Origin of the sequence: Streptomyces sp. TP-A0356, from assembly GCF_001417775.1 — a bacterium.
In the GTDB taxonomy this organism is placed as follows: domain Bacteria; phylum Actinomycetota; class Actinomycetes; order Streptomycetales; family Streptomycetaceae; genus Streptomyces.
Genome location: NZ_BBZJ01000012.1, coordinates 524519 through 549102, shown reverse-complemented (window position 1 = coordinate 549102; position 24584 = coordinate 524519). Strand labels below are relative to the sequence as shown.

Annotated in this window: 18 protein-coding genes and 1 pseudogene; 16 read left to right on the top strand and 3 right to left on the bottom strand. The window is 69.9% G+C overall.

Features of this window, described 5'->3' with window-relative positions:
• Positions 1-170 precede the first annotated feature (170 nt).
• Positions 171-839: an adenylate kinase gene (locus tag ASC56_RS02430; protein WP_055489422.1), complete on the top strand. Its 669-nt coding sequence runs from the start codon at positions 171-173 to the stop codon at positions 837-839.
• Positions 840-945: 106 nt separating this feature from the next.
• On the opposite strand, the gene ASC56_RS43030 is transcribed toward ASC56_RS02430, so the two are convergent.
• Positions 946-1890: a LysR family transcriptional regulator gene (locus ASC56_RS43030; RefSeq protein WP_079102229.1), complete on the bottom strand. Its 945-nt coding sequence runs from the start codon at positions 1888-1890 to the stop codon at positions 946-948.
• A gap of 139 nt (positions 1891-2029) precedes the next feature.
• Here ASC56_RS43030 and ASC56_RS02425 point away from each other — a divergent pair, with 139 nt between their 5' ends.
• The 8 genes from ASC56_RS02425 to ASC56_RS02390 all read left to right on the top strand — a co-directional run bounded on the left by ASC56_RS02425 (position 2030) and on the right by ASC56_RS02390 (position 11582).
• Positions 2030-3178, top strand: coding sequence for an FAD-binding oxidoreductase (locus ASC56_RS02425; RefSeq protein WP_055489421.1), 1149 nt, complete (start codon positions 2030-2032; stop codon positions 3176-3178).
• 28 nt (positions 3179-3206) lie between these two features.
• Positions 3207-3521 (top strand): (2Fe-2S)-binding protein, encoded by a 315-nt coding sequence (locus ASC56_RS02420; protein ID WP_055489420.1) that lies wholly within the window; start codon positions 3207-3209, stop codon positions 3519-3521.
• Positions 3502-4944, top strand: coding sequence for an NAD(P)/FAD-dependent oxidoreductase (locus ASC56_RS02415; protein ID WP_055489419.1), 1443 nt, complete (start codon positions 3502-3504; stop codon positions 4942-4944). Before ASC56_RS02420 ends, ASC56_RS02415 begins: the two co-directional genes overlap by 20 nt.
• 71 nt (positions 4945-5015) lie before the next feature.
• Positions 5016-5924: a dihydrodipicolinate synthase family protein gene (locus ASC56_RS02410; protein WP_055489418.1), complete on the top strand. Its 909-nt coding sequence runs from the start codon at positions 5016-5018 to the stop codon at positions 5922-5924.
• 32 nt (positions 5925-5956) lie between these two features.
• Positions 5957-6961, top strand: coding sequence for a proline racemase family protein (locus ASC56_RS02405; protein ID WP_055489417.1), 1005 nt, complete (start codon positions 5957-5959; stop codon positions 6959-6961).
• 120 nt (positions 6962-7081) lie between these two features.
• On the top strand, positions 7082-7777 hold the full coding sequence (locus tag ASC56_RS02400) for a GntR family transcriptional regulator (RefSeq protein WP_055489416.1): 696 nt from the start codon (positions 7082-7084) through the stop codon (positions 7775-7777).
• A 115-nt stretch (positions 7778-7892) separates the two neighbouring features.
• Positions 7893-9119, top strand: a complete 1227-nt coding sequence (locus ASC56_RS02395; RefSeq protein WP_107309169.1) for a glycoside hydrolase family 88 protein — start codon at positions 7893-7895, stop codon at positions 9117-9119.
• A gap of 507 nt (positions 9120-9626) precedes the next feature.
• A complete protein-coding gene (locus ASC56_RS02390) occupies positions 9627-11582 on the top strand; it encodes a bifunctional UDP-sugar hydrolase/5'-nucleotidase (protein ID WP_055489414.1) in 1956 nt (651 codons plus the stop codon).
• Positions 11583-11791: 209 nt separating this feature from the next.
• On the opposite strand, the gene ASC56_RS02385 is transcribed toward ASC56_RS02390, so the two are convergent.
• Complete coding sequence (locus tag ASC56_RS02385) at positions 11792-14332, bottom strand: discoidin domain-containing protein (protein ID WP_055489413.1); 2541 nt, start codon at positions 14330-14332, stop codon at positions 11792-11794.
• Between the two features lie 439 nt (positions 14333-14771).
• On the opposite strand from ASC56_RS02385, the gene ASC56_RS02380 reads away from it, so the two are divergent.
• The 7 genes and pseudogenes from ASC56_RS02380 (at position 14772) to ASC56_RS02350 (ending at position 23643) form a co-directional block, all read left to right on the top strand.
• Complete coding sequence (locus ASC56_RS02380; protein WP_055489412.1) at positions 14772-15884, top strand: DUF1996 domain-containing protein; 1113 nt, start codon at positions 14772-14774, stop codon at positions 15882-15884.
• Between the two features lie 77 nt (positions 15885-15961).
• Positions 15962-17713, top strand: coding sequence for a discoidin domain-containing protein (locus ASC56_RS02375; protein WP_055489411.1), 1752 nt, complete (start codon positions 15962-15964; stop codon positions 17711-17713).
• Positions 17714-17892: 179 nt separating this feature from the next.
• Positions 17893-18933, top strand: coding sequence for a LacI family DNA-binding transcriptional regulator (locus tag ASC56_RS02370; protein ID WP_055489410.1), 1041 nt, complete (start codon positions 17893-17895; stop codon positions 18931-18933).
• Positions 18934-19136: 203 nt separating this feature from the next.
• Complete coding sequence (locus ASC56_RS02365; protein ID WP_055489409.1) at positions 19137-20096, top strand: LysR family transcriptional regulator; 960 nt, start codon at positions 19137-19139, stop codon at positions 20094-20096.
• Positions 20097-20377: 281 nt separating this feature from the next.
• Positions 20378-22237 carry a collagenase gene (locus tag ASC56_RS02360; protein WP_234376817.1) on the top strand — a complete coding sequence of 620 codons (1860 nt, stop codon included), beginning with the start codon at positions 20378-20380 and terminating at the stop codon, positions 22235-22237.
• Positions 22238-22569: 332 nt separating this feature from the next.
• Positions 22570-22920 (top strand): annotated as a pseudogene (locus ASC56_RS02355) (cupin domain-containing protein); the annotation flags it as partial.
• A gap of 237 nt (positions 22921-23157) precedes the next feature.
• Positions 23158-23643 (top strand): MarR family winged helix-turn-helix transcriptional regulator, encoded by a 486-nt coding sequence (locus ASC56_RS02350; protein WP_055489407.1) that lies wholly within the window; start codon positions 23158-23160, stop codon positions 23641-23643.
• Positions 23644-23794: 151 nt separating this feature from the next.
• Here the strand turns inward: ASC56_RS02350 and ASC56_RS02345 are convergent, their stop codons facing one another.
• Positions 23795-24445: an FMN-dependent NADH-azoreductase gene (locus tag ASC56_RS02345; protein ID WP_055489406.1), complete on the bottom strand. Its 651-nt coding sequence runs from the start codon at positions 24443-24445 to the stop codon at positions 23795-23797.
• Between the last annotated feature and the right edge of the window lie 139 nt (positions 24446-24584).

Sequence of the window (24584 nt, the reverse complement as noted above, 5' to 3'; positions counted from 1 at the left end):
CCTCCGTCCAAAGGCGATCCGGCGGCCGTTGCCGTCTGCCGCGGCCGACCGCTGGCCGCGCGCGAGCGACCGTTCGTCGTACCCGGACCACCACCGGCCGACGGTACTTGCCCGCGCAGCGCGCCGCCGAGCACGGTGGGTGCACCGGCACGCACGACGGAAGGCACTTCATGGACCTCCTCCTCATCGGCCCGCCCGGCGTGGGAAAGGGCACACAGGCCGCCCGGCTGCGGCAGGCTCTGGGCATCCCCCACCTGTCCACTGGGGACCTCCTGCGCCGCCATGCCGCGGAAGGCACCCGGTTCGGCACCGCCGCAGCCGCGCACATGCGGCGCGGAGACCTAGTCCCGGACGAGCTGGTGACCGAGATGGCGCTGCAGCAGATCCGCGACCGGTCCTGCGCGGCGGGCGTCGTGCTGGACGGCTTTCCGCGCACCCTCACGCAGGCCGAAGCCCTCGACACCGCACTGGCTGCCGCTGGGCGACGGCTTGCCGCGGCCCTCCACCTGACCGCCCCCGATCAGACGCTGCTGCGCCGCCTGACCGGGCGTCGAACCTGTGGCGGCTGCGGGAACAGCTACCACCTCGACATCAGGAAACCGCGCACCCCTGGGCAGTGCGACAACTGCGGGCACCGCCTCGTCCAGCGAGGCGACGACACGGCGGAGACCGCCCGGGTGCGCCTGGCGGCCCACACACGGCAGACGCAACCGCTGCTCGCGCGCTACCGGCGGGCCGGCATCCTCCACGAGATCGACGGCTGCGGAGACGTTGGTGACATCACCCGACGCCTCCTGGCCGTACTCGCTCCACACGCTACGGAGTCCGCGACCCTATGAATGAGTCCAGATCGGGCTCACTTCGTGCCTCGAGTTTCGACTGAGCCATCGGCGTCGGGGCTGATGTCCTCGCCCGCGTCCGTGGTAGCCGAATGAGCGGCCGCCGTCAGGGGATGGGCTGCCAGATTCGGGTTCCGTCAGGCAGCTGCTGGGGCGCAGCGGCCGATGCAGCAGACAAGAGAGTCGACCTCAGCTGTGTGTGACGGAGAGTGAAGTCGCTCGGTCCTGCAGAACCGGTGCCCGGGGCATCAGGTTGACGGCTTCGAGCCTCGTCGGTCAGCAGGTTCGGTGCCGGTGCTGGTTCGGTGCTGACTTTGAGGCCACTGATGAGGGAAAGCCGCCGTCCCGACCGCGATCGCAGCGCCAGCGCACAGCGCCGCTGCGGGCGCCGACTGAGCCCTTCCCGGCAGGACCGGCTGGACGGACGAGGGTCACGCCACCGACTACACCCAGTTCCAGCGGCCCCTCGGTACCAAGCACGTGCTGATGCTGTTCGTCGAGTTCCCCGACGCCCAGGCCTCCGGCTCCACGTCCGACTACTATCGGCAACTCGCCCCGGCAGTACGACTCCCTCGCGCGGCGAGAGCTCATGGCCGGGGTTGTCGCCGAGGATCGCCGCCTCCAGACGCCCCGCCACGAGGTCGTCCAGGAGCGGCGACGGGGAGTACTGACATCGGGCCGTGACCTCCGACCCGGGGATCAACTCCCTTGCCGCCACGATGAGATCGGCCAGCAGTGGCGCGCCTACCGATCCGAGTCGGCCCCGGCCTGGGGCGGTTTGGCAGCGGGCGGCGCGGGCGGTGTCGGAGAGCAGGCCGTCGATGCCGGGCAGGATCGCCCGCGCCCGGGGCAGTACCAGCTCGCCCAAGGCGGTGGGCGCGGCACCGGCCTGCCCGCGGTCGAAGATCGGCCCGCCCAGCATGACCTCGATGCGCCGCAGTTGGGCACTGAGCCCCGGCTGGGTCATACCCAGCGATGCGGCCGCACGGGTCAGACTTCCGGCCTCCGCGATCGCACAGATCACTCGCAAATGCCGTACCTCCAGGTCCATGTGGCGGATGGTAAGAAGCGGCAAGAGCCTCCGACAGGCTCGCGCCGGCACGGTCCCATGTGAAATGTCACACGTGAACTGACATCGACGGGCGAGAGAACCCCTTGGCCGCAACAGTGCAATGTGAAATATTACTGAGGTGTCCACGAGATACGACTCGGACGTCATCGTCGTCGGGGCGGGGGTGGTCGGTGCGGCCTGCGCCTATTACGCCTCCCGCGCCGGTCTTTCGGTCACCGTGGTCGACCGCGGGGCTGTCGCCGGTGGAAGCACCGGAGCAGGAGAGGGGAACCTCCTGGTCTCCGACAAGGAACCCGGTCCCGAGCTCGAACTCGCACTGCTGTCCATGCGACTGTGGCGGGAGCTGACGGAACATCTCCCCCCGGAGATCGAGTACGAGGCCAAGGGGGGCCTGGTCGTCGCCTCCGACACGGCGGGGATGGACGCCCTGCGGGATTTCGCGGCCGGACAGGAGAGAGCCGGGGTCGAGGCGAAGGAGATCCCCGCCGACCGGCTCACCGACCTGGAGCCGCACCTCGCCCCCGGCCTGGCGGGCGCCTTCCACTACCCCCAGGATGCCCAGGTCCAACCCGCCCTCGCCGCAGCCCACCTGCTGCGCGCCTCGCGTGCGCGGATCCGCCTCGGCGAGGAGGTCACGAGTCTGGTCACCGGGTCGAACGGCGAAGTGGCAGGTGTACGGACGGCGACCGGCGCCCTCCACGCCCCGCACGTGGTGAACGCGGCCGGTGCCTGGGGTGGCGAACTGGCCCGGCGCGCGGGTATGGACCTGCCCGTCCTGCCCCGCCGCGGCTTCGTCCTCGTCACCGAACCGTTGCCGCGCCTGGTGCGGCACAAGGTGTACGCGGCGGACTACGTCGCCGACGTGGCGAGCGGATCAGCCGCGCTCCAGACCTCGGCCGTGGTCGAGGGAACCCCGGCGGGCCCGGTACTGATCGGCGCCAGCCGGGAGCGGGTGGGCTTCGACCGCGCGCTGTCGGTCGAGGTGCTGCGCCGCCTCGCCGCCCAGGCCACCGCCCTGTTCCCGGTACTGGCCGGAGTGCGGGCGATGCGGACCTACGCGGGATTCCGCCCCTACCTTCCCGACCACCTGCCGGCCATCGGCCTCGATCCCCGTGTGCCGGGTCTGCTGCACGCCTGCGGCCATGAAGGCGCGGGGATCGGGCTGGCCCCGGCCACCGGTCTGCTCATCGCCCAGCTCCTGACGGGAGGGCAACCTCCTGTGGACATCCTCCCGTTCAGCCCCGGTCGCTTCACATCCGTCTCCTGACCTGCCCGCTCTTCGAGAGGAGGCCGCAATGGCCCGTACCCCCGGTGAACTGGTCGGGGCACGGCCCGATCCGGCGTTCGAGATCACCGTCGACGGCCGTACCGTCACCGCGCTGCCCGGGCAGTCGATCGCCGCCGCCCTGTGGGGGGCCGGCATCCTCGCCTGGCGCACCACGCGGGGCGACGGCCGTCCACGCGGCGCCTTCTGCGGCATCGGGCAGTGCTACGACTGCCTCGCCACCGTCAACGGCGAACCCAACAGAAGGGCCTGTCTGCTTCCCGCGCGTCCCGGTGACGCGATCACCACCCAGGAGGGACACGGCCATGCCGGGCTCGGCGTCTGAACCGTACGACCTCGCGGTCATCGGCGCCGGCTGCGCCGGACTCGCCGGTGCCGTCGCCGCATCGGAACTGGGCTTGTCCGTCGTCCTGTTGGACGCGTCGGGACAGATCGGCGGTCAGTTCTACCGGCATCCGGCCCCGACCCTGGGCGCCGTGCGGCCGCAGGCCCTGCACCACGACTGGGCCGCTTTCGACCACCTGCGCCGGCGTCTGGAGGCGAGTGACATCACACCGCTCCTCGGGCATCACGTGTGGAGCGTGGCCCGGGAGAGCGGGAAGCTGTGGGCGGTGCACGCCGTCACCGGCGCCGATGGCGAAGGGGAACGCACGGTTCGAGTGCGTGCCCGCGCGATCCTGCTCACGACCGGCGCGTACGAGCGGCAACTGCCCTTTCCCGGCTGGACGGTGCCCGGGGTGGTGGGAGCCGGGGGAGCCCAGGCGATGCTCAAGTCCGGGCTCGTACTGCCGGGGAATCGGATCGTCGTCGCGGGCAGCGGGCCGCTGCTGCTCGCCGTCGCCTCCTCACTGGCGGCGGCCGGGGCGCGCGTCCCCGCCGTCGTGGAGGCGTCCGGCTATCTCGGGTATGCCCGCCATCCGCGGGCACTCGCCGCCAACCCCCGCAAGCTCGCCGAGGCCGTGGTACACGGATCGGCCTTGCTGCGCCACCGCGTGCGGCTGCGTACCCGCAGTGCGGTCACCGAGGTGCACGGCACCGACCGGGTGGAAGCCGTGACCGTCTCCCGCATCGACCCGCGGTGGCGGCCGGTACCGGGAACGGGACAACGCATCGCCTGCGACGCACTGGCCGTGGGACACGGACTGGTCCCGCAGATCGACCTGGCCACGAGCCTCGGCTGTGCGACCAGGCGAACGCCCGACGAGACCTGCGCCCTGGTCCTGGACGACCTCCAGGAGACCTCGGTCCCCGGTATCTGGGCGGCCGGCGAGACCGGCGGCATCGGCGGCGCTCAACTCGCTGTGATGGAAGGAGAGTTGGCGGGCATCGCGGTCACTGCCAGGCTGCTCGGCAAGCCGTTCCTCACCGGGAGCGGGCGGGCCCGGGAGCTGCGCCGTCGCCGAATCAGGATGCGCGCCTTCGCCGACGCCATGGCGGTCGCGCACACCCCCCGCCCCGGCTGGACCGAGTGGCTCACGGACGACACCTACGTGTGCCGCTGTGAGGAGGTGACCGCCGGTCGCGTCCGGGAGGCGGTCGCCGACTTCGGTGCCCGCGACGCCCGAACGGTGAAGCTCCTCACGCGAGCGGGCATGGGCTGGTGTCAGGGTCGTCTGTGCGGGGCGGCCGTTGCCTGTCTCGCGGCATGCGGCGGCGACGGGACGGTGCCGCCGTCCGCCGAGCGTCGGCCACTCGCCGTGCCGGTGCCCCTCGGGGCGCTCGCCTCGCTCGACGAGCCGGACGACTGACTCCGCAGGGCACCTCATGGACGCTACGGAGGACAAGTGAAATGTCACACGCCATAGAAGGGTCAACCTGCATGACCTCCACTTCCTGGAACCCCGACCGTCCCTGGCGCGGGATCATGGTCGCCACCGCGCTCCCGCTGCGCGACGACCTCTCCGTCGACCACGACGCCTACGCCGAGCATGTCCGTTGGCTGATCGACAACGGTTGTGACGGCGTAGTCCCGAACGGCTCGCTCGGTGAGTACCAGACCCTCACTGTCGAGGAGCGCGCCCGCGTTGTCCGAACCGCTGTCGAAGCCGCGGGCGACGGCGCCCGGGTGATGCCCGGAGTCGCCGCCTACGGCAGTGCCGAGGCCCGCCGCTGGGCCGAGCAGGCGGCCGAAGCGGGCTGCGGCTCCGTGCTGCTGCTGCCGCCGAACGCCTACCGCGCCGACGAACGCGCCGTACGCGCCCACTACGCGTACGTCGCCGAGGCAGGGGTGCCGGTCGTCGCGTACAACAACCCGATCGACACCAAGGTGGATCTGACTCCGGCTCTGCTCGCCCGGCTCCACGGCGACGGCAGTGTGGTCGCGGTCAAGGAATTCACCGGCGATGTGCGCAGGGCGTACGAGATCGCCGAACTGGCCCCCGGGCTCGATCCGCTGATCGGGGCGGACGACGTCCTGCTGGAGCTCGCGATCGCCGGCGCCGTCGGCTGGATCGCCGGGTACCCGAACGCCTTCCCCGCCACCTGCGCCCAGCTCTACCACGCCGCCGTCGCGGGGGACCTGGAGACGGCAGGGCCCCTCTACCGGTCGCTGCACCCGCTGCTGCGCTGGGACTCCAGGACCGAGTTCGTGCAGTCGATCAAGCTCTCCATGGACATCACCGGCCGCCACGGCGGCCCCACCCGGCCGCCGCGCTGCCCGCTCACCGGCGAGACCGAGGCCGGAGTGCGTGCTGCCACCGAGAAGGCCATCGCCCAGGGGCACCGCTGACCGGGCCCGCACCGATCCGCGAAAGGACGTCCGTGCGCACTCGTCACGTCTTCCATGCAGTCGACTCGCACACCGAGGGCATGCCCACACGTGTCATCACCGGCGGCGTCGGGGTGATCCCCGGCGCCACCATGGCCGAGCGCAGGCTCCACTTCATCGAGCGCCTCGACCACATCCGTACGCTCCTGATGTACGAGCCGCGCGGCCACGCAGCCATGAGCGGCGCGATCCTGCAACCCCCCACCCGCCCCGACGCCGACTACGGGGTGCTGTTCATCGAGGTCTCCGGCCTGCTGCCGATGTGCGGGCACGGCACCATCGGGGTGGCCACCGTGCTGGTCGAGACCGGGATGGTGCCGGTCAGCGACCCGGTCACCACGGTACGGCTGGACACCCCGGCCGGCCTGGTCTGCGTCGACGTGCACGTCGAGGACGGCATGGCGAAGGCGGTCACGCTCACCAACGTGCCCGCGTTCTGCCTCGGCCTGGAACGCAAGGCCGAGGTTCCGGGGTACGGCACGGTTACGTACGACCTCGCCTTCGGCGGCAACTTCTACGCCTTCGTCGAACTCGAAGCACTGGGGCTGCCTTTCGAGAGGGCTCGCAAGGACGACCTCCTCGCCGCCGGTCTGGCCATCATGGGCGCGATCAACGCCTCGCCGGACCGGCCCGTGCACCCCGAACGCCCGGAGATCACCGGCGTCAAGCACGTCTACCTCGCCGCGCCGGGATCCGACGCACACCGCTCACGGCACGCCATGGCCATCCACCCCGGCTGGTTCGACCGTTCGCCGTGCGGCACCGGCACCTCCGCCCGCATGGCCCAGCTCCATGCCCGCGGCGAACTCCCGCTCCACCGCGACTTCGTCAACGAGTCCTTCATCGGTACCCGGTTCACCGGCCGCCTGGTTGACGAGACCCGGGTCGGCGGGGTTCCGGCCGTCGTCCCCGCCGTCACCGGCCGCGCGTGGATCACCGGCACCGCCCAGTACTTCCTCGATCCGGACGACCCCTTCCCCGGAGGCTTCCTCCTGTGACCGACTCCTCTTCCGTCATCCGCCCTGGACTTCTACACCCCGAGCCGCACATACACCCTGGCACCGTGAGAACAACGTGACATTGTACGCTGGTGCCCCGGTCGGGCACGGAGGGACACCATGGGGCATCTGAAGGCGCGCAACCTCGTCACCGCCCGGGAGCGGCTGCGCGACCAGGTCGCCCACGCCCTGCGCGCTGCTCTCATCTCCGGTGAGCTGCGCCCCGGCGAGGTGTACTCGGCCCCGGTGCTCGCCGAGGACTTCGGCATCTCCGCCACACCTGTCCGCGAGGCGATGCTCGACCTGGCCCGCGAGGGCCTGGTCGAGCCCCTCCGTAACAAGGGCTTCCGGGTCACCGAGGTCAACGAGCGCGATCTCGACCAGTACACCGAGATCCGTAGCCTGATCGAGGTCCCCCTGGTCGGCCGCATCACGAAGACCGCTTCCCGCGACGACCTCGAAGCGCTGCGCCCGATAGCCGAGGAGATCGTGCGCGCCGCCCGCGAGCACGACCTCATCGGGTACCTGGAGGCCGACCGCCGGTTCCACCTCTCGCTGCTGGCGCTCGCCGGCAACGACCGCCTCGTCGAAACCGTCGGTGATCTGCGCAAGCGCTCCCGCCTGTACGGCCTGACCGCCCTGGACCAGCGTGGCGAACTGATCCCATCGGCCGAGGAACACGTGGAGCTGCTGGAGCTCATGCTGTCGGGTGACGCCGAAGCCGCAGAGAAGTGCATGACCCGACACCTGGGCCACGTGCGCTCACTGTGGGCCAAGGGCGGAGGGGGCGGGCCGACCCATCGCTCCGGGGACTGAAGAGGCCCTGTTCAGCTATGTAAACCTCACACACATGGGTGTACGTGGTCGCTGGTGCCGTGTAAGACTCCTTCAACCTCTGGGGAAACTCGTCTAGTTGGAGGGACGCACGCCCGTGACTGTCTCCCGGCGAACCGTTCTGACCACAGCGGCCGGTGCTACGGCTGCGTACGTCTCTTCCGTGCAGGCCGCTGAGGCGTCTCCTGGGCGGACACCGACACAGGCCGTCCGCGCGCTGCGTGCGGCCGCCGACGACGCGGTGGAGAAGATCGGCGCTGTCGCCCCGGGCGTGACCGGCTTTCCGGTCGGGACGAAGTTCGAGAAGTGGGTCTATTCCCAAAGCGGTGACTGGGTGGGCGGGTTCTGGCCCGGGACGCTGTGGATGGCATGGCTCTACAGCGGAAGAGATGAATTCCGCACGCTGGCGCTGGACTCGGCGAAACGGCTTGCACCGCGTCAGTACGACACGAGCACGCACGATCTCGGTTTCCTGTTCTATCCGTCATGGGTCACCGCATGGCGCCTCACGGGCGACGACACGTGGCGGGCGGGTGCCGTACGGGCCGCCGAATCGCTGATCCAGCGCTACAACCCGCGCGGGCGCTTCATCCGGGCATGGGGGGCACTCAACGATCCGAACAACGCGGGCCGGGTCATCATGGACACGATGATGAATCTCGATCTGCTGGCCTTCGCCAGCAGGCAGACCGGCGACGAGAAATACCTCGATATCGCCGTGCAACACGCGAAGACCGCGCAGCGGGTCTTCCCGCGTCCGGACGGATCGACCCCGCATGTCTTCGACTTCGACCCGACCACCGGCGCACCGATCGGTCAGGGCACCGTGCAGGGCTACAGCGCCACCTCGTGCTGGTCGCGGGGGCAGGCGTGGGGCGTATACGGGTTCACCACGATCTACCGTCGAACCGGGGATCGGCAGTTCCTGGCCACGGCGCGGAAACTCGCCGACTTCGCGGTGGGTGCGCTGAGCGCGGACTACGTCCCCGTCTGGGACTATCGCGCGCCGCAGCAGCCGTACGACATCAAGGACGCATCGGCGGGAGCGATCATGGCCTGCGGTCTGCTCGACCTGTCAGCGGCAACGGCGAGGCACGACTACCGTGAGGTGGCGCTGCGGCTGCTCACCGCCCTGTCGCAGACCTGCCTGACGCGGAAGTCGTCCCGCGCCGAGGCGGTCGTGGCCCGCTGCACGCGTAACCGGCCGGCCGAGGACGGCATCGAGATCTCGCTTCCGTATGCCGACTACTACCTGCTGGAAGGCATCTTGCGCGTGCTGCAGCCGCGGGACGTCGACCGGGCGATCGACCTGTCCGCGGTCTGACCGGTCTTCGCGGGAGCGGCCTGCGTGCCACGGATCGCCGCCGGCGTACGCCGCACTGAACTGGGCGCATCGTGCGGCCGCCCGGCCGGGGTGGCTCTGGGGTTCCTGACGTCGGTGTGCTCGGGCGGGTGCGGCTGCTGAGCGAGGGTGCTGTTGACGACGCTCTTCTGCCTCGCGGTGGCATTGCAGGCCCTTGTCGGTGAGGCGCAGTAGGAACGCCCGGCGGTCGTGCGGGTGGCGTACGCGCTCCACCAGGGCCGGACGCCCGGGGGCGGTGGTGGCCGAACCCAGCGTGCGTGCTCCGCGTGCGGGCCACGCCCTGTCCGCCCGACCAAGGCCGCGGCTTCGCCGACCTCCGCCCACGCAGGCTCGCCATGGTTTGACGGCCTTCGTACCGAGCCCGGTGCGGCGTCCCTCGACTGTTCACGTCTGGTCCGTCTCGCGGTGGCCGCGGTGCCCCGAACGCCGACTTGACTGCCGGGTCGTTCCCACGACCAGGAGGGCGAGATGGCGCGAGAGATCGGACGACGTACCTTCCTCACCGCGGCCGGGGCCGCCGTCACCGCTGCCGCGGTCGGCACGCCCGCCCACGCCACCGACGACGCGCGGGACGCGGGCACCGCGCACGACCTGGTGGACGTGCAACTGCTCAACATCACCGATCTGCACGGCTACTTGCAGGCGGCCCCGGGCAGCAGCGCCGTCATCACCGGAGCCGGGGGCAGAACATACACCGTGGGCGGGGTCGGCTACCTGGCGGCACACCTGGAACGGCTGCGGGACGGCCGCCGCAACTCGATCTTCTTCGCGCCCGGAGACCTCTTCTCCGGCTGGGAGTTCGACGCCGAAAGCCTCGCCGACGAGCCGACGATCGAGGCGCTCAACCGGCTCGGCCTGGATTTCGCGACCGCGGGCAACCACGAGTTCGACAAGTCCCCGGCCTTTCTGACCGCGCACATGGAAGCCGGCGTCCCCTTCCCGCACGTGGGACAGGACGACGCCTTCCCCGACTCCACCGGCCGGCGCTTCCGGGGCGCCGACTTCCGCTACTACAGCGCCAACATGGTGTGGTCTCGCAACGGCCACACCGTGCTGCCGCCGTACAACATCGAGTGGGTGGACGCCGGGAACGGACGCAGACTGCCGATCGGCTTCATCCATCTGACCGCCGTAGGAACCGACACCGGGTCCACCTCCTACCAGCCCGCGCTCTCCTCGCTGGACGAGATCGCCACCGCCAACCGCCGCGCCGCCGAGCTCAAGGCACGCGGGGTCAACGCCATCGTGCTGAGCATGCACGACGGGGCGGTCGCCGGCAGCGACTTCACCACCGGCAGCAACCCCTCCGGCCCCGCCTACGACCTGGCGCGCAAGGTCTCCCCGGACATCGACGCCATCGTCACCGGCCACTGGCACTGCCGCTTCAACATGATGGTCCCGGACCCGGACGGGGTGCCCCGGCCGTTCGTCGAAGCGGGGTGCCACGGCCAGTTGATCAACGAGATCAACCTGCGGCTCGACCCGCGTACCGGCAAGGTCGTCCGCGCCCTGACCACCACGACCAACCATCCGAACACCCGTGACATCGCCCCGAACCGCGAGCTGCAGCAGGTGGCCGACTACTGGGCGGGATACGCCGCCCGGCGCGCCCGCACCCCCGTCGGAAGGCAGACCGCGTCCTTCACGCGCGTGCGTGACAGCAGCGGCGAGAGCACCATGGGCAACCTGGCCGCGGACTGGGCCCTGTGGGCCGGGCAGCAGCCGCTCGGCCCGATGAACGACGGCAACGACCACCCCAACACCCCGGCCGAGCTCGCTCTGATCGTCGCGGCGCCGCGGGTCGGCCAGAGCGTCATCAACCGGGACCTGGCCTATGACGCCGCGTCAGGCGGGACCATCACCTTCGGTCAGGCATGGAGCGCCATCGGCTACGGCGACCCCGTCCTGACGGTGACGGTCAGCGGGCAGCAGCTTCACGACGCACTGGAGCAGCAGTGGTCCAAGGCGGCCGACGGCAGCGTGCGGTATGCGCCGCTGGCCGTGTCGCGCAATGTCCGCTACTCCTTCGACGCCACCGGCGCGGTCGGCGACCGCGTCGACCCGGCCGACGTCCTCATCGATGGCCACCGCCTGGACGTGTCCCGCCGCTACCGGCTGGCGGCGACCGCGTACACGCTGCTCGGCGCCGACGGGTTCGCCGCCTTCGCCGGATTCACGGCCCCGGTCCGCCACGTGCGCGACTTCGAGAGCTTCGTGGCGTTCGTCCGGGCACACAAGGTCCTCAGCCCTGCCGCCCGGAACCGGGTGACGGCCAGGAACATGTCCGCCCCCTCGGCAGGCGTCGGCGAGACCGCCATGGCGTCCCACGCCCTCAGCCGGGACGGTGCCACCGCCTCCCGCACGGAGGCTGCCCAGCTCGGCCGGGCGGACAACGCGGAGCGGGTGTTCCGTATCCCTTGCTGAGGGGGCGCGTCCGGCCGGGGACCGTCCGCGCCCCGGCCACCGCCGGCGCGGCACGCGAGCTCATGGTCGACAGAGGTCCCGCAAGGTTGATGTCGTGCTCGCCGGGGAAGGCGGAGTTGCCACTGGTCGGGAAGCCGTGCGTGGCCGAGGTGGCGTGCTCATGTGGTGGGCGGCGGTGAGCACATCACCGCCGCCCGGGGTGACCTGCCTCAGGGGAATTGGGTGACCTTGGAGGGGGTGGTGCTCGTTCCCGAGGTGGGGGCGCCGGTGTCGTTGACGACGTGGGCGTACTGGCCCTTGCCGCCCAGGGAGACGACCAGGAGATCGTGCATCCTGATTCCCGGTCTGACGGGCACCTGGAAGCCGTGGGCCTGGACGATCGTCGGGTCGGCCGTGTAGTTGCAGTAGCTGCCGAGGCCCCATGCCTCATGGTCGTTCACCGTGTCGGCGACCTTGTAGGCCGCGTAGCCGACGATGCCGTCGTGGGTGACGGCGGCGGCGCTCGGGGCGTCGTAGGCCTTCTCGTTCTGGAAGAAGATCGTACGGCCGCGTTCGCCGCTCCACAGCACGTCGTACTTGTTGAAGTGCTCGACGAACAGGCCGGTGGCCAGGACGTCGTCCCCGTTCACCCGCAGCCCGTAGTCGGCTCGGTTGGTGTCCCAGCCGACGCCGTCGCCGTGGTCGGCGCGCCAGATCCAGGTGTGGTCGATGACGACGTCGTTGCTGTTGACGACGGCGGAGTTGGTGGCCAGGCCGGGGCCCGCGCCGCCGATGCGGATGAACACGTCCTGCATGGTGGTGGGGTTGGCGGAGTGGTCGGCCGTCGAACCGGGCGGGCCGATCTGCAGGAGCGTGTCGGAGTTGGCGGGGCCGGCGTCGATGAGGAAGCCCGCGAGCCTGACGCCGTCGACGTCCGCCACGTGCATCGCGTCGATGCCGTTGTCCGGGACGAGGGTGGCCAGGCCGAGGCCGAGCACGACGGTGTTGGCCCGCGTGACGTCGAGGGTCTGGTCCAGGTGGTAGATGCCCGGGGTGAACAGCAGGTTGAGGCCCTGGGCCAGAGCGGCGTTGATCGTCGCGGCGGTCGCGCCGGGCTTGACGACGTAGAACTGGTCCAGCGGGATCGAGGTGCCCGCATTGGCCGGCCAGGACACGCCACGCGCATTCGTGCGCCTGGCGGGTACGAAGACCTTGTAGGAGCTGCCGTCCAGGTAGAGGAACGGCTTCTCCCGGGAGATCGGGGTGGTGTCCAGCGTGGTGTACGGACCGGTGTCGAAGTTGGTCGCCGGGGCACCCTGGACACCCGTGAACGTCATGTTCCACACCCCGTTGGTCCAGCCGCCGACCGAGCTGTCACGGGTGTACCACTGCTGCTGGGAGTACGGGCCCACCGTGCCGTCGATCTTCGAGTCGGCGATGTAGCCGCCGGAGGCCCAACCGTAGCCGTTCGGGGCGAGGTTGAGACCGCCCTGGACGTGGATGCGGCGGAACGGAGCGGCCTGCGCGACGGCCCAGCGGTCGGTGCCGTTGGACGGCCTGACGGCGAGGTTCTCCGCCGAGCGCCAGAAGTTCTGGGTGGCGTTGCCGTTGAACCAGCCCGCGTCGACGGTGATGTCACCGTTGATCTGGGTGTCGTCGGGGTTGAGGCCGAGTCCGGAGATCGAGGTGTAGAAGCCGATCTGGGCGTTGATGCCGTTGTACGTGCCCGGTTTCAGCAGGAACTGGTAGCGGCCGGTGCCGAATTGGCTGGATTCCTGCTGGGCGAAGACCTGGTCGAACTTCTGCTGGAGGTTGGGCGTCGTGGGGTCGACGACGATGACGTTCGATCCGAGGTCGCCGCCCCCCTGAACGGGTGGGGTGCCGGAGGACCCGGTGTGGACGGCGACTTCCCACAGGGAGTAGCCCCAGCCGGTCGCGCGGACCGTTCCCAGGACGCGGACGTAGCGGCCCGAGCCGTTGATGTCGTAGGAGGCGGTACCGCCGGTCGCTCCGGTGACGCTCTTCAGGGTGGTCCAGCTCTGGCCGTCGGTGGACGCCTGGATCTGGAACTCCTTGGCGTAGGCGGTCTCCCAGCTGAGGTCGACCCTGCACAGGTTCTGGACCGATCCCAGGTCGACCTGCAGCCACTGCGGGTCCGATGCCTGACTGGACCAGCGGGTGCCGGTGTCGCCGTCGAAGGCGGCGGACGCCGGGGTGCCCGCGTTCTCCGTGGAGGAGGCCGAGGCCGGCTTGCCCCGGGCGGCGTTCGCCGTGTCGCAGGAGGGCGTGGTGCCACCGGTGGTCCCGAACACCTGGAACTCCCAGAGCGAATAGCCCCATGGGGTGGCACGGTGGACGCCGTACATCCTGACGTAGCGGCCCTGGCCCGACACGGCGAGGGAGTCGACGCCGCCGTCACCACCGGTCACGGATGCGAGGTCGGTCCAGGTGCTGCCGTCCTGGGACGCCTGGATCTTGTAGTCCTTGCCGTAGGCGGTCTCCCAGTCGAGGACGACCTTGCTGATCGAGGCCGTGGCGCCGAGGTCGACCTGGAGCCATTGCGTGTCGCCGGCGGCGGACGACCAGCGCGTGCCGGTGTCGCCGTCCACGGCGTTGGCGGCCGGGGTCGCGGCGTTCTCGTCGGACGACGACGTGGCTGTCTTGCCCTGGGACAGAGGAGTCTCGGCCGCGGCGGCCGCCGCGTGGGTGGTGGGCAGGGTGATCAGCGCTGCCATGGCGGCCAGCGCGACACCCAAGGTTCTGAGTCTCATATGGGTTCCCTGCGGGAGCGGTGGATGGGAGGCACGACGAGCGGAGCCGTGAGGTACGGCGGTGCCATGTCCGCAGGCGGCTCCGGAGACATGCCACTTGTGGTGCCTGACGGGCCCCGGAAAATGAACAGGCCCGAGAGACCGCTTAGTTCATGACTTGATTTAACGGATGAGTCGAGACGTCGGGCAAGCCCCCGGACACGGGAATCTTTCAACTCCTGGCCACAGGGGCGTTCGCCCTGGTGGGCCCCGCGTTCAAGAATTGACGCGGCGGCAGGTGCGTCGATCCTTGCGTCGCATCCCTTGACACCCTCCCGCCAGGGCCTCAACACTCCCTGGCGGGAGAGCGCTCTCCCGTGGCCCTCGGCAGACCTGATGCTCCGTCAGTGCGGTGGGCCGCTCGACCTCCACCACCCCTCCTCGTGTTCGGGAGGTCTCCATGCCACGGAGATCGAAGACCCCATCAGGACTGCTGATCGCAGGCGCGCTGCTGCTGACCTCGCTCGGCCTCGGCGGCATCGCAACCGGCGCGGGCGCGCCCGCACCGGGCGGGGGCGCGGCAGCGGTGTTCACGGCCGGCCACTTTGGCCATCCCATGGCGGTGTCGACCGCCACCTCGCCCGAGGACCCCGACGGCGACGGCTACATTCCCGCCAACCCACCGGTCACCGGCGTGACACCGTCCACGCAGACTCCACCACACCGCTACTTCCACGAATTCCAGGCCAACTGCTCGGTGAGTCACACCAGGCCCGACGACCCCATCGTCTACCCCCAGCAGCCGGGCAAGTCCCACGACCACACCTTCCTGGGCAACACCACGACCAGCGCGAACAGCACGACCGCCACACTGGAGGCGGGAGGAACCACCTGCCGGGCGCCGGGTGACAGGTCCGGGTACTGGATGCCCACCCTCTACAACGGCGACAGCGCCGTCCTGCCGGTCGGCCCTCAAGTGATCTACTACAAGGCGGGCGTCACCGACTACACCAGCGTGCGCCCCTTCCCCAAGGGGCTGCGCTTCGTCGTGGGAAGCCCGATGCAGACCCCCGACGAGTTCCGCCACCACCCCGGCTTCGTCGAGGGCTGGGAATGCGGCGACAGCTACTTCAACGTCGACTTCCCCGCCAACTGCCCCAGCAGGGCCGACGTTCAGCTCAACATCCGCTTCCAGGCGCCCAGTTGCTGGGACGGGAAGTACCTCGACACGCCGGACCACAAGGGCCACATGGCCTACCCCGTCGTCAAGCCCGGCACGAACGACAACGTCTGCCCCGCCGACCATCCGGTGGCGGTGCCGATGATCGAGTTCAAGATGGCCTTCCCGGTCAACGGGGACCTCTCCCACCTGAAGCTGGCCAGTGGGCCGAGCCACTCCTTCCACTACGACTTCTTCAACGCCTGGGACACGGCCACGCTCAAGGCGCTGGTCGGCCACTGCATCGTCGGCGGTCTTCAGTGCGACGCGCGCGGCTACGACCAGACCCACCCCGAGGCCGGAGCGGCGCTCGACGAGAACTACCAGCTCCCTCCGACCACACCTCGGACCTGAACCGGGCCGGCCCGGCCGTGCACTTCCCCGCCACGGCCGGGCCGCCCGCCCATCCCCCCCACGACGGAGAGACCACCATGTCCCCAGCCCGCAACCGCACACGCCGTCTGTCCGCGCCCCTCACCGCCGGCATCCTGACCGTCGGCGCCCTCGTCGTGCAGCCTCACCCGCAGGCCCAGGCAGCCGGCAGCGTCGTCAAGGTGACCGGCACCCAGGGCAACTGGCAGCTGACCGTGGGCGGACGGCCTTACGAGATCAAGGGCCTGACCTGGGGCCCGGCTATCGCCGACGCCGAGAAGTACATGCCGGACCTCGCGTCCCTGGGCGTCAACACCATCCGCACCTGGGGCACGGACGCCGGCAGCAAGCCCCTGTTCGACTCGGCGGCCGCGCACGGCATCAAGGTCATCGCCGGCTTCTGGCTCCAGCCCGGCGGCGGACCGGGCAGTGGCGGCTGCGTCAACTACCTCACCGACACGGCGTACCGGAACGGCGTGCTCGACGAGTTCCCCAAGTGGGTCCAGACGTACAAGGACAACCCGGGCGTGCTCATGTGGGACGTCGGCAACGAATCGGTGCTCGGGCTGCAGAACTGCTACAGCGGGGCCGAGTTGGAGAGACAGCGCGACGCCTACACCACGCTCGTCGACGACATCACCAAGAAGATCCACGCCATCGACCCGAACCACCCGGTCACCTCGACCGACGCATGGGTCGGTGCCTGGCCGTACTTCAAGAGGAACGCGCCCGACCTCGACCTGTACGCCGTCAACTCCTACAACGCCGTATGCGACGTCAAGTCGGCGTGGAACCAGGGTGGTTACACCAAGCCGTACGTCGTCACCGAGACCGGGCCCGCCGGGGAGTGGGAGGTGCCCGACGACGCCAACGGCGTTCCGGGGGAGCCCAGCGACAAGGCCAAGGCCGACGCGTACACCAGGGCGTGGGGCTGTGTCACCGGGCACCGGGGCGTCGCCCTCGGCGCGACGATGTTCCACTACGGCACCGAGTACGACTTCGGCGGCATCTGGTTCAACCTCCTGCCCGCAGGGCAGAAGCGGCTGTCGTACTACGCGGTGAAGAAGGCCTACGGCGCAGACACCTCCCACGACGACACCCCGCCCGTCATCTCGGACCTGACCGTCGAGGGCGGCGCGGGCGCCGTGCAGGCGGGGCGCGGCCTCACGCTCGCGGTCAAGGCGGACGACCCCGACGGCGACCCGATCTCGTACGAGGTCCTCGACAACAGCATGTACATCGACCGGAGCAAGGAACTGACCTCGCTGCCGTTCACCGATCTCGGCGGAGGCCGGCTGAGGATGACCGCACCGGACCGCCCCGGCGTGTGGAAGATCTACGTCAAGGCCACGGACGGCAGGGGGAACGTCGGGATCGAGGCGCGGTCGATCAAGGTCGTGCCACCCACCGTGAACGGGACCAATGTGGCGCTCGGCAGGACGGCGACCGCCTCGTCGTTCCAGACGGGCGGCGGCGACTGCCCCTGCACCGCCGCGAACGCCGTCGACGGCAAGCTGGAGACCCGGTGGGCGAGCGACTGGAGCGATCCGCAGTGGATCCAGGTCGACCTCGGCACCCCCACCACGTTCAAGCACGTACAACTGGTCTGGGAGGCCGCCTACGCGAAGGCGTACACCCTGCAGACCTCCGACGACGGGCAGCATTGGCAGACCGTGCGTCAGGTGACCAACGGCGACGGGGGCGTGGACGACCTCGATGTCACGGGGACCGGCCGGTACGTCCGCGTCGCCGGAACGGCTCGTGCGACGGGTTGGGGCTATTCGCTCTACGAGTTCGGTGTCTACAAGTGACGGGAGACGGGCAGAGAACCGATCCGCCCGCGTGAACCGCCACGAGGCACGCCCCGGCGACGGGCGAGCGGCACTGGGAGAGCGGCACTGGGCGAGCGGCACTGGGCGAGCGGCACTGGGCGAGCGGCACCGGGAGAGCGCTCTATCCGTCCGCTGTACCGTCCCGCTAGGGTGCGGGCATGAGCAGACAGGGGCCGACGCTCGAAGACGTGGCCCGGGACGCCGGTGTGTCCCGGGCCACCGTCTCCCGCGTCGTCAACGGCGTCCGCAACGTCGACCCGGCCATCCAGGAAGCGGTACGCCAGGCGATCGAACGGACCGGCTACACGCCCAATCGCGCCGCCCGCTCACTGGTGACCCGTCGCACCGAAACCGTCGCACTGGTGGTCTCGGGGGCAGGCGACACCTCCGAGGAGACCCAGAGCGCGTTCGCGGCGAGCGTGTTCGCCGATCCCTTCTTCGGCCGGGTGGTCGGCGGTGTCGTCAGCTATCTGCGGCCGCGCTCCATGCATCCGGTGCTCATGTTCGCCGAGTCGCCGGAGGCCAGACACGAAGTCCTCACCTATCTGCGGCAGGGCCGGGCAGACGGAGCGCTCGTGGTGTCCACGCACGCCGACGACCCGCTGCCCGCGCTGCTGGCCGACGCACGGCTGCCGGCGGTGCTGTTCGCCCGGCCCTCACGCCCGGTGCCCTTCAGCTATGTGGACCTGGACCACCGGGACGGGGGACGCCTCGCCGCCGAACGCCTCCTGGCGCGCGGCTGCCGAGGACCGGCCACCGTATGCGGGCCGCTGGCCGTGTCCGCGAGCCGGGAGCGGCTGGCCGGGTTCCGCGACGTCATGGCGCGGCACGGCCACCCGCACGTGCCCGCCGTGGAGGGCGGCTTCACTCTCGACAGCGGCATCGACGCCATGACACGGCTGCTTGCCGAGTACCCGGATGTGGACGGCGTGTTCGCGGCCAACGACCTCATGGCCCAGGGCATCTGCCAAGTGCTCCGGGAGCGGGGGCGCCGAGTGCCCGACGATGTCGCGGTCGTCGGCTTCGACGACTCCGGCGTGGCCGTCGCCTGCCGTCCCCCACTGACCACCGTCCGCCAGCCCGTGGAGCGGATGGCGGCCGAGATGGCCCGCCTCCTAGACGAGCACATCCGGGGCGAGCGCGACAAGCCGACGTCCGTCATCTTCGATCCGGAGCTGGTGGCCCGGGCGTCGGCGTAGTCGGCGCGGCCACGACCGCGGGCCCGCCTCTGGTCGCGCCGATCGCGGGGCGACCCACGGCACGTCGGCGCAACCGCGTCTTGTGAGCGGAACTCCGCGGATGGAACGCTTCCCTTCCGCTGGTGCAGGCGCAACCGGAGGGCGGCGCCGTTACCGGGTCGTGCGGCCGGGCCGCGCGGACGACGGGGATGGGGAGCGGGCGGATGGACTTGGAGCTTCGGCATCTGCGCGTGCTGTGTGCGATCGCCGACGCGGGGAGCGTGGGCCGGGCCGCATCGGATCTGAGGTACTCACAACCAGCCTTGAGCACCCAGCTGCGGCGCATTGAACGCTTCTTCGGCGAGGCCCTGTTCGAGCGCGGTGCCTCGGGCGTCCGGCTGACGCCGTACGGTCTGGAAGTCGTCACCCAGGCACGGGACGTCCTGGCACGTGCTGAGGCGATCGGACGCCGGCCCGCCGCAGGCGCTGCGGGAACGCGGCGGATCCTGCGAATAGCCGCGACCAACTCGCCCATCCTGTCGGGCATGGTGGTCCGGGTCCGCGGCAGACTGCCGGACATGTCGCTCACGGTGAGCAGCGTGTACGCGTCCTCGGAGATCGTCGAACTCCTGGAGAAGGGGGAGGTGGACGCGGCCATCGCCGCGGACTATCCGGGAATGGAGTTGCGGCACTCGGCGACGGTGGCGCATCGCGGGATCGTCACCGAGCCCACGTTCGTGGCACTCTCGGCCCGCCACCGGCTCAGGCATCGCCCTCAGATCGCACTCGCCGATCTGGCCGAGGACGCGTGGTTCGTGACACCTGACGACGGGGCCGGCTGGCCCGGAGTCTTCTACGGGGCCTGTGAGGCGGCAGGCTTCCGTCCGTCGGCGGTGCACGAATTCCTCGGCGATCAACTGCAGTTGCAGAACATGATCGCCGATGGACTCGGTGTGTCACCGGTGCAGGCGACACTGCGGCCGATCCCGGACGTGTTGATCAGACCGCTGCTCGGCACACCACTGTGGTGCCGCTACCTACTGGCCTGGCGGCCCGACAGGGTTCCCGACGAGGTGGTGGAGGTGCTGTTCGCGTCCGCCGCCGTCGCGTACCGCGACCTCGTCGTGCAGTCGCCCCATCTGCGGGCGTGGGCGTCTCGGACGTGGAGCGTGGCCGAGCGGTAGCGCGGGCCGGGTCCGGGTCCCGTGGGGTGGGTGCCACTGCCCGTGGTCCCGGGCGGCCCCCGTCGGAGGCGGTGCCGCACGTTATGGGGCGGCGGTGCAATGTGCTATGTCACACCCCATTGTTGACGGGCCGACGGATTGAGACGGTGCCTCTCACGCCTCATCGCCGCTTCCGAGGCGCATCTATCCGAGAAGGAGCCCGGATCCGCTACCGTTTCGCCCTGTCCAGACGTCTGGCCGGCGCTCTCGCCGCAGCTGTCACCCTCGCCTGCCTCCTGTCGATGCCCGCGCATGCCGCGCCCCCGTCGCCGGCCCGCACGGGCGCCCCCGCCGACACACGTGGCACCGCGCCGCTCGTGCCTCCGACCGGCTCGACGTTCGGCACCTCCGATCGGGCCGTACGGGGCAGGCGGTTGACGCCCGCCCAGCTCCCTCCCCTTCGGACCGCCACGCTCCGGCATGATGCGGCCGCCGCATCGGGGCCGAAGGGCGGGGCGAAGGCCTCCTGCGCCCCGGCCGACTTCGGTCGCAGGACCGGTTCCGCCCTCGTCTCGTTCGTCAAGGCCTCGACGATCGACTGCATCGACAGCCTGTTCGCCGTCACCGGTACCGACGCGGACGGAGTCTTCCGCGAGTCCCAGATGGTCACCGTCGCGAACGCCTTCACCAGCGCGGCGCGAAGGTACGACGGCGACAACTCCGCTCACGTGTGGCAGCTCGTCCTCTTCCTGCGAGCCGGCTACTACGTGCAGTTCAACGACCCGTCCGACACCGGTCCCTACGGCGCGGCCCTGGGCACGGCAACGGCGCGCGGTCTGGACGCCTTCTTCGCCCGTCGCCACGCGACGGACGTCACTTCCGCGAACGGCGACGTCCTGGGTGACGTCGTCATCCTCACCGACAGCGCCGATCTGCAAGCCCGTTACCTGGACGTCTACCGGCGACTCCTCAACGGATACAACAGCTCCTACGACGCCGTCGACAGCATGGTGGCGGCTGTGAACGACGTCTACACGCCCTTGTGGCGCGGGAACTGGAACGCCACCTATGTCACGGCGGTCACGGCGGACCCGCGCATCATCGGCACCCTGAAGACCTTCGCGCTCCACCACATGAACCTGCTGCGGACCGACCGTGCCTACCTGGACTCCAACGCGGGAATGAACCTCACCCGCTATGTGGAGCACCCCGCCCTCCAGGCCCGGATCCGGCCGCTGGCCAAGGGTCTGCTGGCCGCCTCGAAGATCACCGGACCCACGGCGCAGCTGTGGGTGGCGGTGGCGACCCAGGCGGATTACTACGACAGAGCCAGGTGCTCCTACTACGGCGTCTGCGACCTGGCCGGGCAGTTGACCAGAGCGGCGCTTCCCCTCACCCATGCCTGCGACGCGACGCACACCATTCGGGCGCAGTCACTGACTGCCGCCGACCTCGACGCGGCCTGCGCGAGCGTATCGGGCCAGGACCCGTACGTCCACGCCCTCGTCAAGGACGAGGGCCCGATACCCGGCCAGTACGTGTCGACCATCCAACTCGTCGTGTTCGCGAGCCGGACCGACTACCGGACCTATGCCGGGGCGATCTTCGGCGTGAGTACGGACAATGGCGGCATAACCCTGGTAGGGGATCCGGCCGACCCCCACAACCAGCCCCTCTCGATCATGTACCAGAAGGAGTACGAGGACGGTTTCGTGGCCCGGATCTGGAATCTCAACCACGAGTACACGCACTATCTGGACGCGCGCGACGACATGAGGGGCGATTTCGCCCAGCAGACGACGGTCCCGGACGTCTGGTGGATCGAGGGGCTTGCCGAGTACGTCTCCTACGGCTACCGGCGCGTGACCGACGACCAGGCGGTCACGGAGGCGGGCAAGCACACCTACACCCTGAGCACGCTGTTCCAGAACACCTATGCCAACAGCGATGTGACCCGCACCTACCCCTGGGGCTATCTCGCGGTCCGCTACATGTTCGAGAAGCACCCCGCGGACATCCAGCGCATGCTGGCCCACTTCCGGGTCGGTGACTACCCGGGCGGCTACGCCGTCTACAGCTCCGACATCGGCACCCGCTACGACGCGGACTTCGACACCTGGCTCACCACGTGCGCCACGGGCGCCTGCGCCAACCGAGGGTGAGAGATCGTCTCAATTGGCATGGTGCGATGCGGTCTCGGTGCCGCCGGCTCCCGGATTGTGGCGGTTGCCGATGGAAGGCAGGGTGGTCTCGAGACCGTTCAGGCCAGGCAGAAGACACACCGCCTGTCACGGATACGGGCTGTGGCTTGTCCTCATTGCGAAGCGAGTGTGTGAGCCGGAAACCGGCGCACCTGGTCACCGCCGAACGAGTGGGTCGGCACACCCGCGGAATGCGGTGGCCGACGCAAGATCGTCCGTTCCGGGCGGGCTTACGGAGGTGTGGTGCATGTCAGAGAAGAACCCAGAGCACCCTGCAGGAAGTCACTCCGCCCTTCTTTCCCGAAGGTGGTTCGGGAATGACCATTCTGGTCGAGTGGCCTCCCGGTCACCCCGGGCTCCCTCCGCATCGCCACTCGGGCCCGTCGTTCGGCTATGTCATGGAGGGCGCGCTCCGGTTCGAGCTCGAGGGTGAGCCGGAGCGTGTCGTCGAGGCCGGTGGGACGTTCTGGGAGCCAGGCGGTGACGTGATCCACTACCAGGACGGCAACGCCCTGTCCGACGCATCGACCAAGTTCGTGGTGACCATGCTGTGCGCGCCGGATCAGCCGATGCTCACGGTCGTCGACGAGGAGGAGCTGAAGGAACGGGCGCACCTGCGCGCCCCGCGTCCCACCGAAGGCTGACCGGCGAGATCGACACGCGTCACTTCACAACGGGGCAAACGTTGCCTGATACGGCCCCAGGTCCGCCCCGGGCGCGGTCGTCGGCGAGAGCTTCGGGATCGTCTGCCCGGTGGCGGGCAAGGGGTTGCAGCAGCAGCGCCACCTGCCCGTCTGCACTGGCATGCTGCGTAGCGGACGAGCCATATGTAGTTTCAAGCGATACCGTATCGAATGAGTGGATAGCGTAGTGTTGGCCTCATGGCCGCCGACGTCTCTCCCAGAACCACCCCCTCGCGCGTGACCGACCGCCCCGGGGACACCTCGCCCTTCGCCCTCGGCTTGCTGCTTCGCCGGGCGCACTGGCGCGCGGCCGCCGTGATGGAGGAGGCGCTTCGACCGCTCGGCATCGAGTTGCGGCACTTTGCCGTGCTGATCGTGCTTGTCGACCGTGGGCCGACGGTGCAGCGGGACCTGGCGGCGGCGACGGGGTCTGACAAGGCGGGGATCATGAGGATCGTGGACGATCTGGAGCGCAGGGGGCTGGCCGTACGCAAGAGCGTTCCAGGGGACCGGCGGGCGCGGGCGGTGGAAATCACACCTCAGGGCGTGGAACTCTTCGATGCGGCCCATGTGGCGGCGGAGCCGCTGGCTGAGCGTCTGGTTGCCGACCTGAGTCCCGGCGAGCCCGAGAAGCTGACGGATCTGCTGACCCGGATTGCCTATCCCGCAGGTGGCGAGGCGTAAGCGCGCCCGCGCACTGGTTGCCTGCCACAGGGGCACACTCTGCCCCGGGGGCACACTTCGCCTCTGTTCACCCCTGCACGCATAGCAGCCGACGAAGACGCCGTGTTGCGCTTCGACCCAGGACGTCACACGGCGTCTAACGGCCAGGGGGTTACGCCGTGAGGCGCTGTGCGAGCTCCTTGGCCTTGGTGGTCGCGTCCTCGAAGGCGCGCTTGCGGGAGGCCTCGTAGAGGGGGACCAGTTCGGACATGGCCGGATTGCGGGGGGCCATGGTGAGTTCCGGGACGATGAAGTCGAGGTCCAGGCCGAGCGTGCCCTTGAGGACCGCCTCGAGGTAGTTCTGTACGAACTCGTAGCCCTCGCGGGGGGTGCCCGGCGCGTAGGAGCCGCCGCGGCTGGCGACGACGACCACCGGGGTTCCCTGGGCGGAGGGGGCTTCGCCGGCGGTGCGGCCGAGCAGGAGGACGCTGTCCAGCCACGCCTTGAGGGTCGACGAGATCGAGAAGTTGTACATGGGGGCGCCGATCAGGACGGCGTCCGCCTGCTCCAGTTCCTCGATGAGTTTCACGCGCGCTGCGAACGCGGTGGACTGCTCCGGGGTGCGCTCGGCGGGCGCGGCGTATCCGGCGGACCAAGCGTCGGCAGTGATGTGCGGGACAGGGTCGGCGGCGAGGTCGCGGTAGATCACCGTGCCCTCCGGGTGCTGTTCCTCCCAGGTTCCGCGGAAGGTGGCCGTGACAGAACGGGACGAGGACGCCTCGCCGGGAAACACGGACGAGTCGATGTGCAGCAGCGTGGCCATGGACCTTCTCCAAAGTGCAGTGCCCGGGGCGGGGGAACCAAGGGCTGGGGATTCGTGCTCGACGATAGTTAAACACGAGATGGTATTGAGTGATACCGTCTTGCTTGTGACGGAAGTAGGAGCGTCGAGCAGACGAGGA

What these genes read in the sequence shown, in the direction of transcription:
- ASC56_RS02430 (WP_055489422.1), top strand. Translation starts at nt 171, where the DNA reads ATGGACCTCCTCCTCATCGGCCCGCCCGGCGTGGGAAAGGGCACACAG.
- ASC56_RS43030 (WP_079102229.1), bottom strand. Translation starts at nt 1,890, where the DNA reads ATGGACCTGGAGGTACGGCATTTGCGAGTGATCTGTGCGATCGCGGAG.
- ASC56_RS02420 (WP_055489420.1), top strand. Translation starts at nt 3,207, where the DNA reads ATGGCCCGTACCCCCGGTGAACTGGTCGGGGCACGGCCCGATCCGGCG.
- ASC56_RS02415 (WP_055489419.1), top strand. Translation starts at nt 3,502, where the DNA reads ATGCCGGGCTCGGCGTCTGAACCGTACGACCTCGCGGTCATCGGCGCC.
- ASC56_RS02410 (WP_055489418.1), top strand. Translation starts at nt 5,016, where the DNA reads ATGACCTCCACTTCCTGGAACCCCGACCGTCCCTGGCGCGGGATCATG.
- ASC56_RS02400 (WP_055489416.1), top strand. Translation starts at nt 7,082, where the DNA reads ATGGGGCATCTGAAGGCGCGCAACCTCGTCACCGCCCGGGAGCGGCTG.
- ASC56_RS02390 (WP_055489414.1), top strand. Translation starts at nt 9,627, where the DNA reads ATGGCGCGAGAGATCGGACGACGTACCTTCCTCACCGCGGCCGGGGCC.
- ASC56_RS02385 (WP_055489413.1), bottom strand. Translation starts at nt 14,332, where the DNA reads ATGAGACTCAGAACCTTGGGTGTCGCGCTGGCCGCCATGGCAGCGCTG.
- ASC56_RS02380 (WP_055489412.1), top strand. Translation starts at nt 14,772, where the DNA reads ATGCCACGGAGATCGAAGACCCCATCAGGACTGCTGATCGCAGGCGCG.
- ASC56_RS02375 (WP_055489411.1), top strand. Translation starts at nt 15,962, where the DNA reads ATGTCCCCAGCCCGCAACCGCACACGCCGTCTGTCCGCGCCCCTCACC.
- ASC56_RS02370 (WP_055489410.1), top strand. Translation starts at nt 17,893, where the DNA reads ATGAGCAGACAGGGGCCGACGCTCGAAGACGTGGCCCGGGACGCCGGT.
- ASC56_RS02365 (WP_055489409.1), top strand. Translation starts at nt 19,137, where the DNA reads ATGGACTTGGAGCTTCGGCATCTGCGCGTGCTGTGTGCGATCGCCGAC.
- ASC56_RS02360 (WP_234376817.1), top strand. Translation starts at nt 20,378, where the DNA reads ATGCCCGCGCATGCCGCGCCCCCGTCGCCGGCCCGCACGGGCGCCCCC.
- ASC56_RS02350 (WP_055489407.1), top strand. Translation starts at nt 23,158, where the DNA reads ATGGCCGCCGACGTCTCTCCCAGAACCACCCCCTCGCGCGTGACCGAC.
- ASC56_RS02345 (WP_055489406.1), bottom strand. Translation starts at nt 24,445, where the DNA reads ATGGCCACGCTGCTGCACATCGACTCGTCCGTGTTTCCCGGCGAGGCG.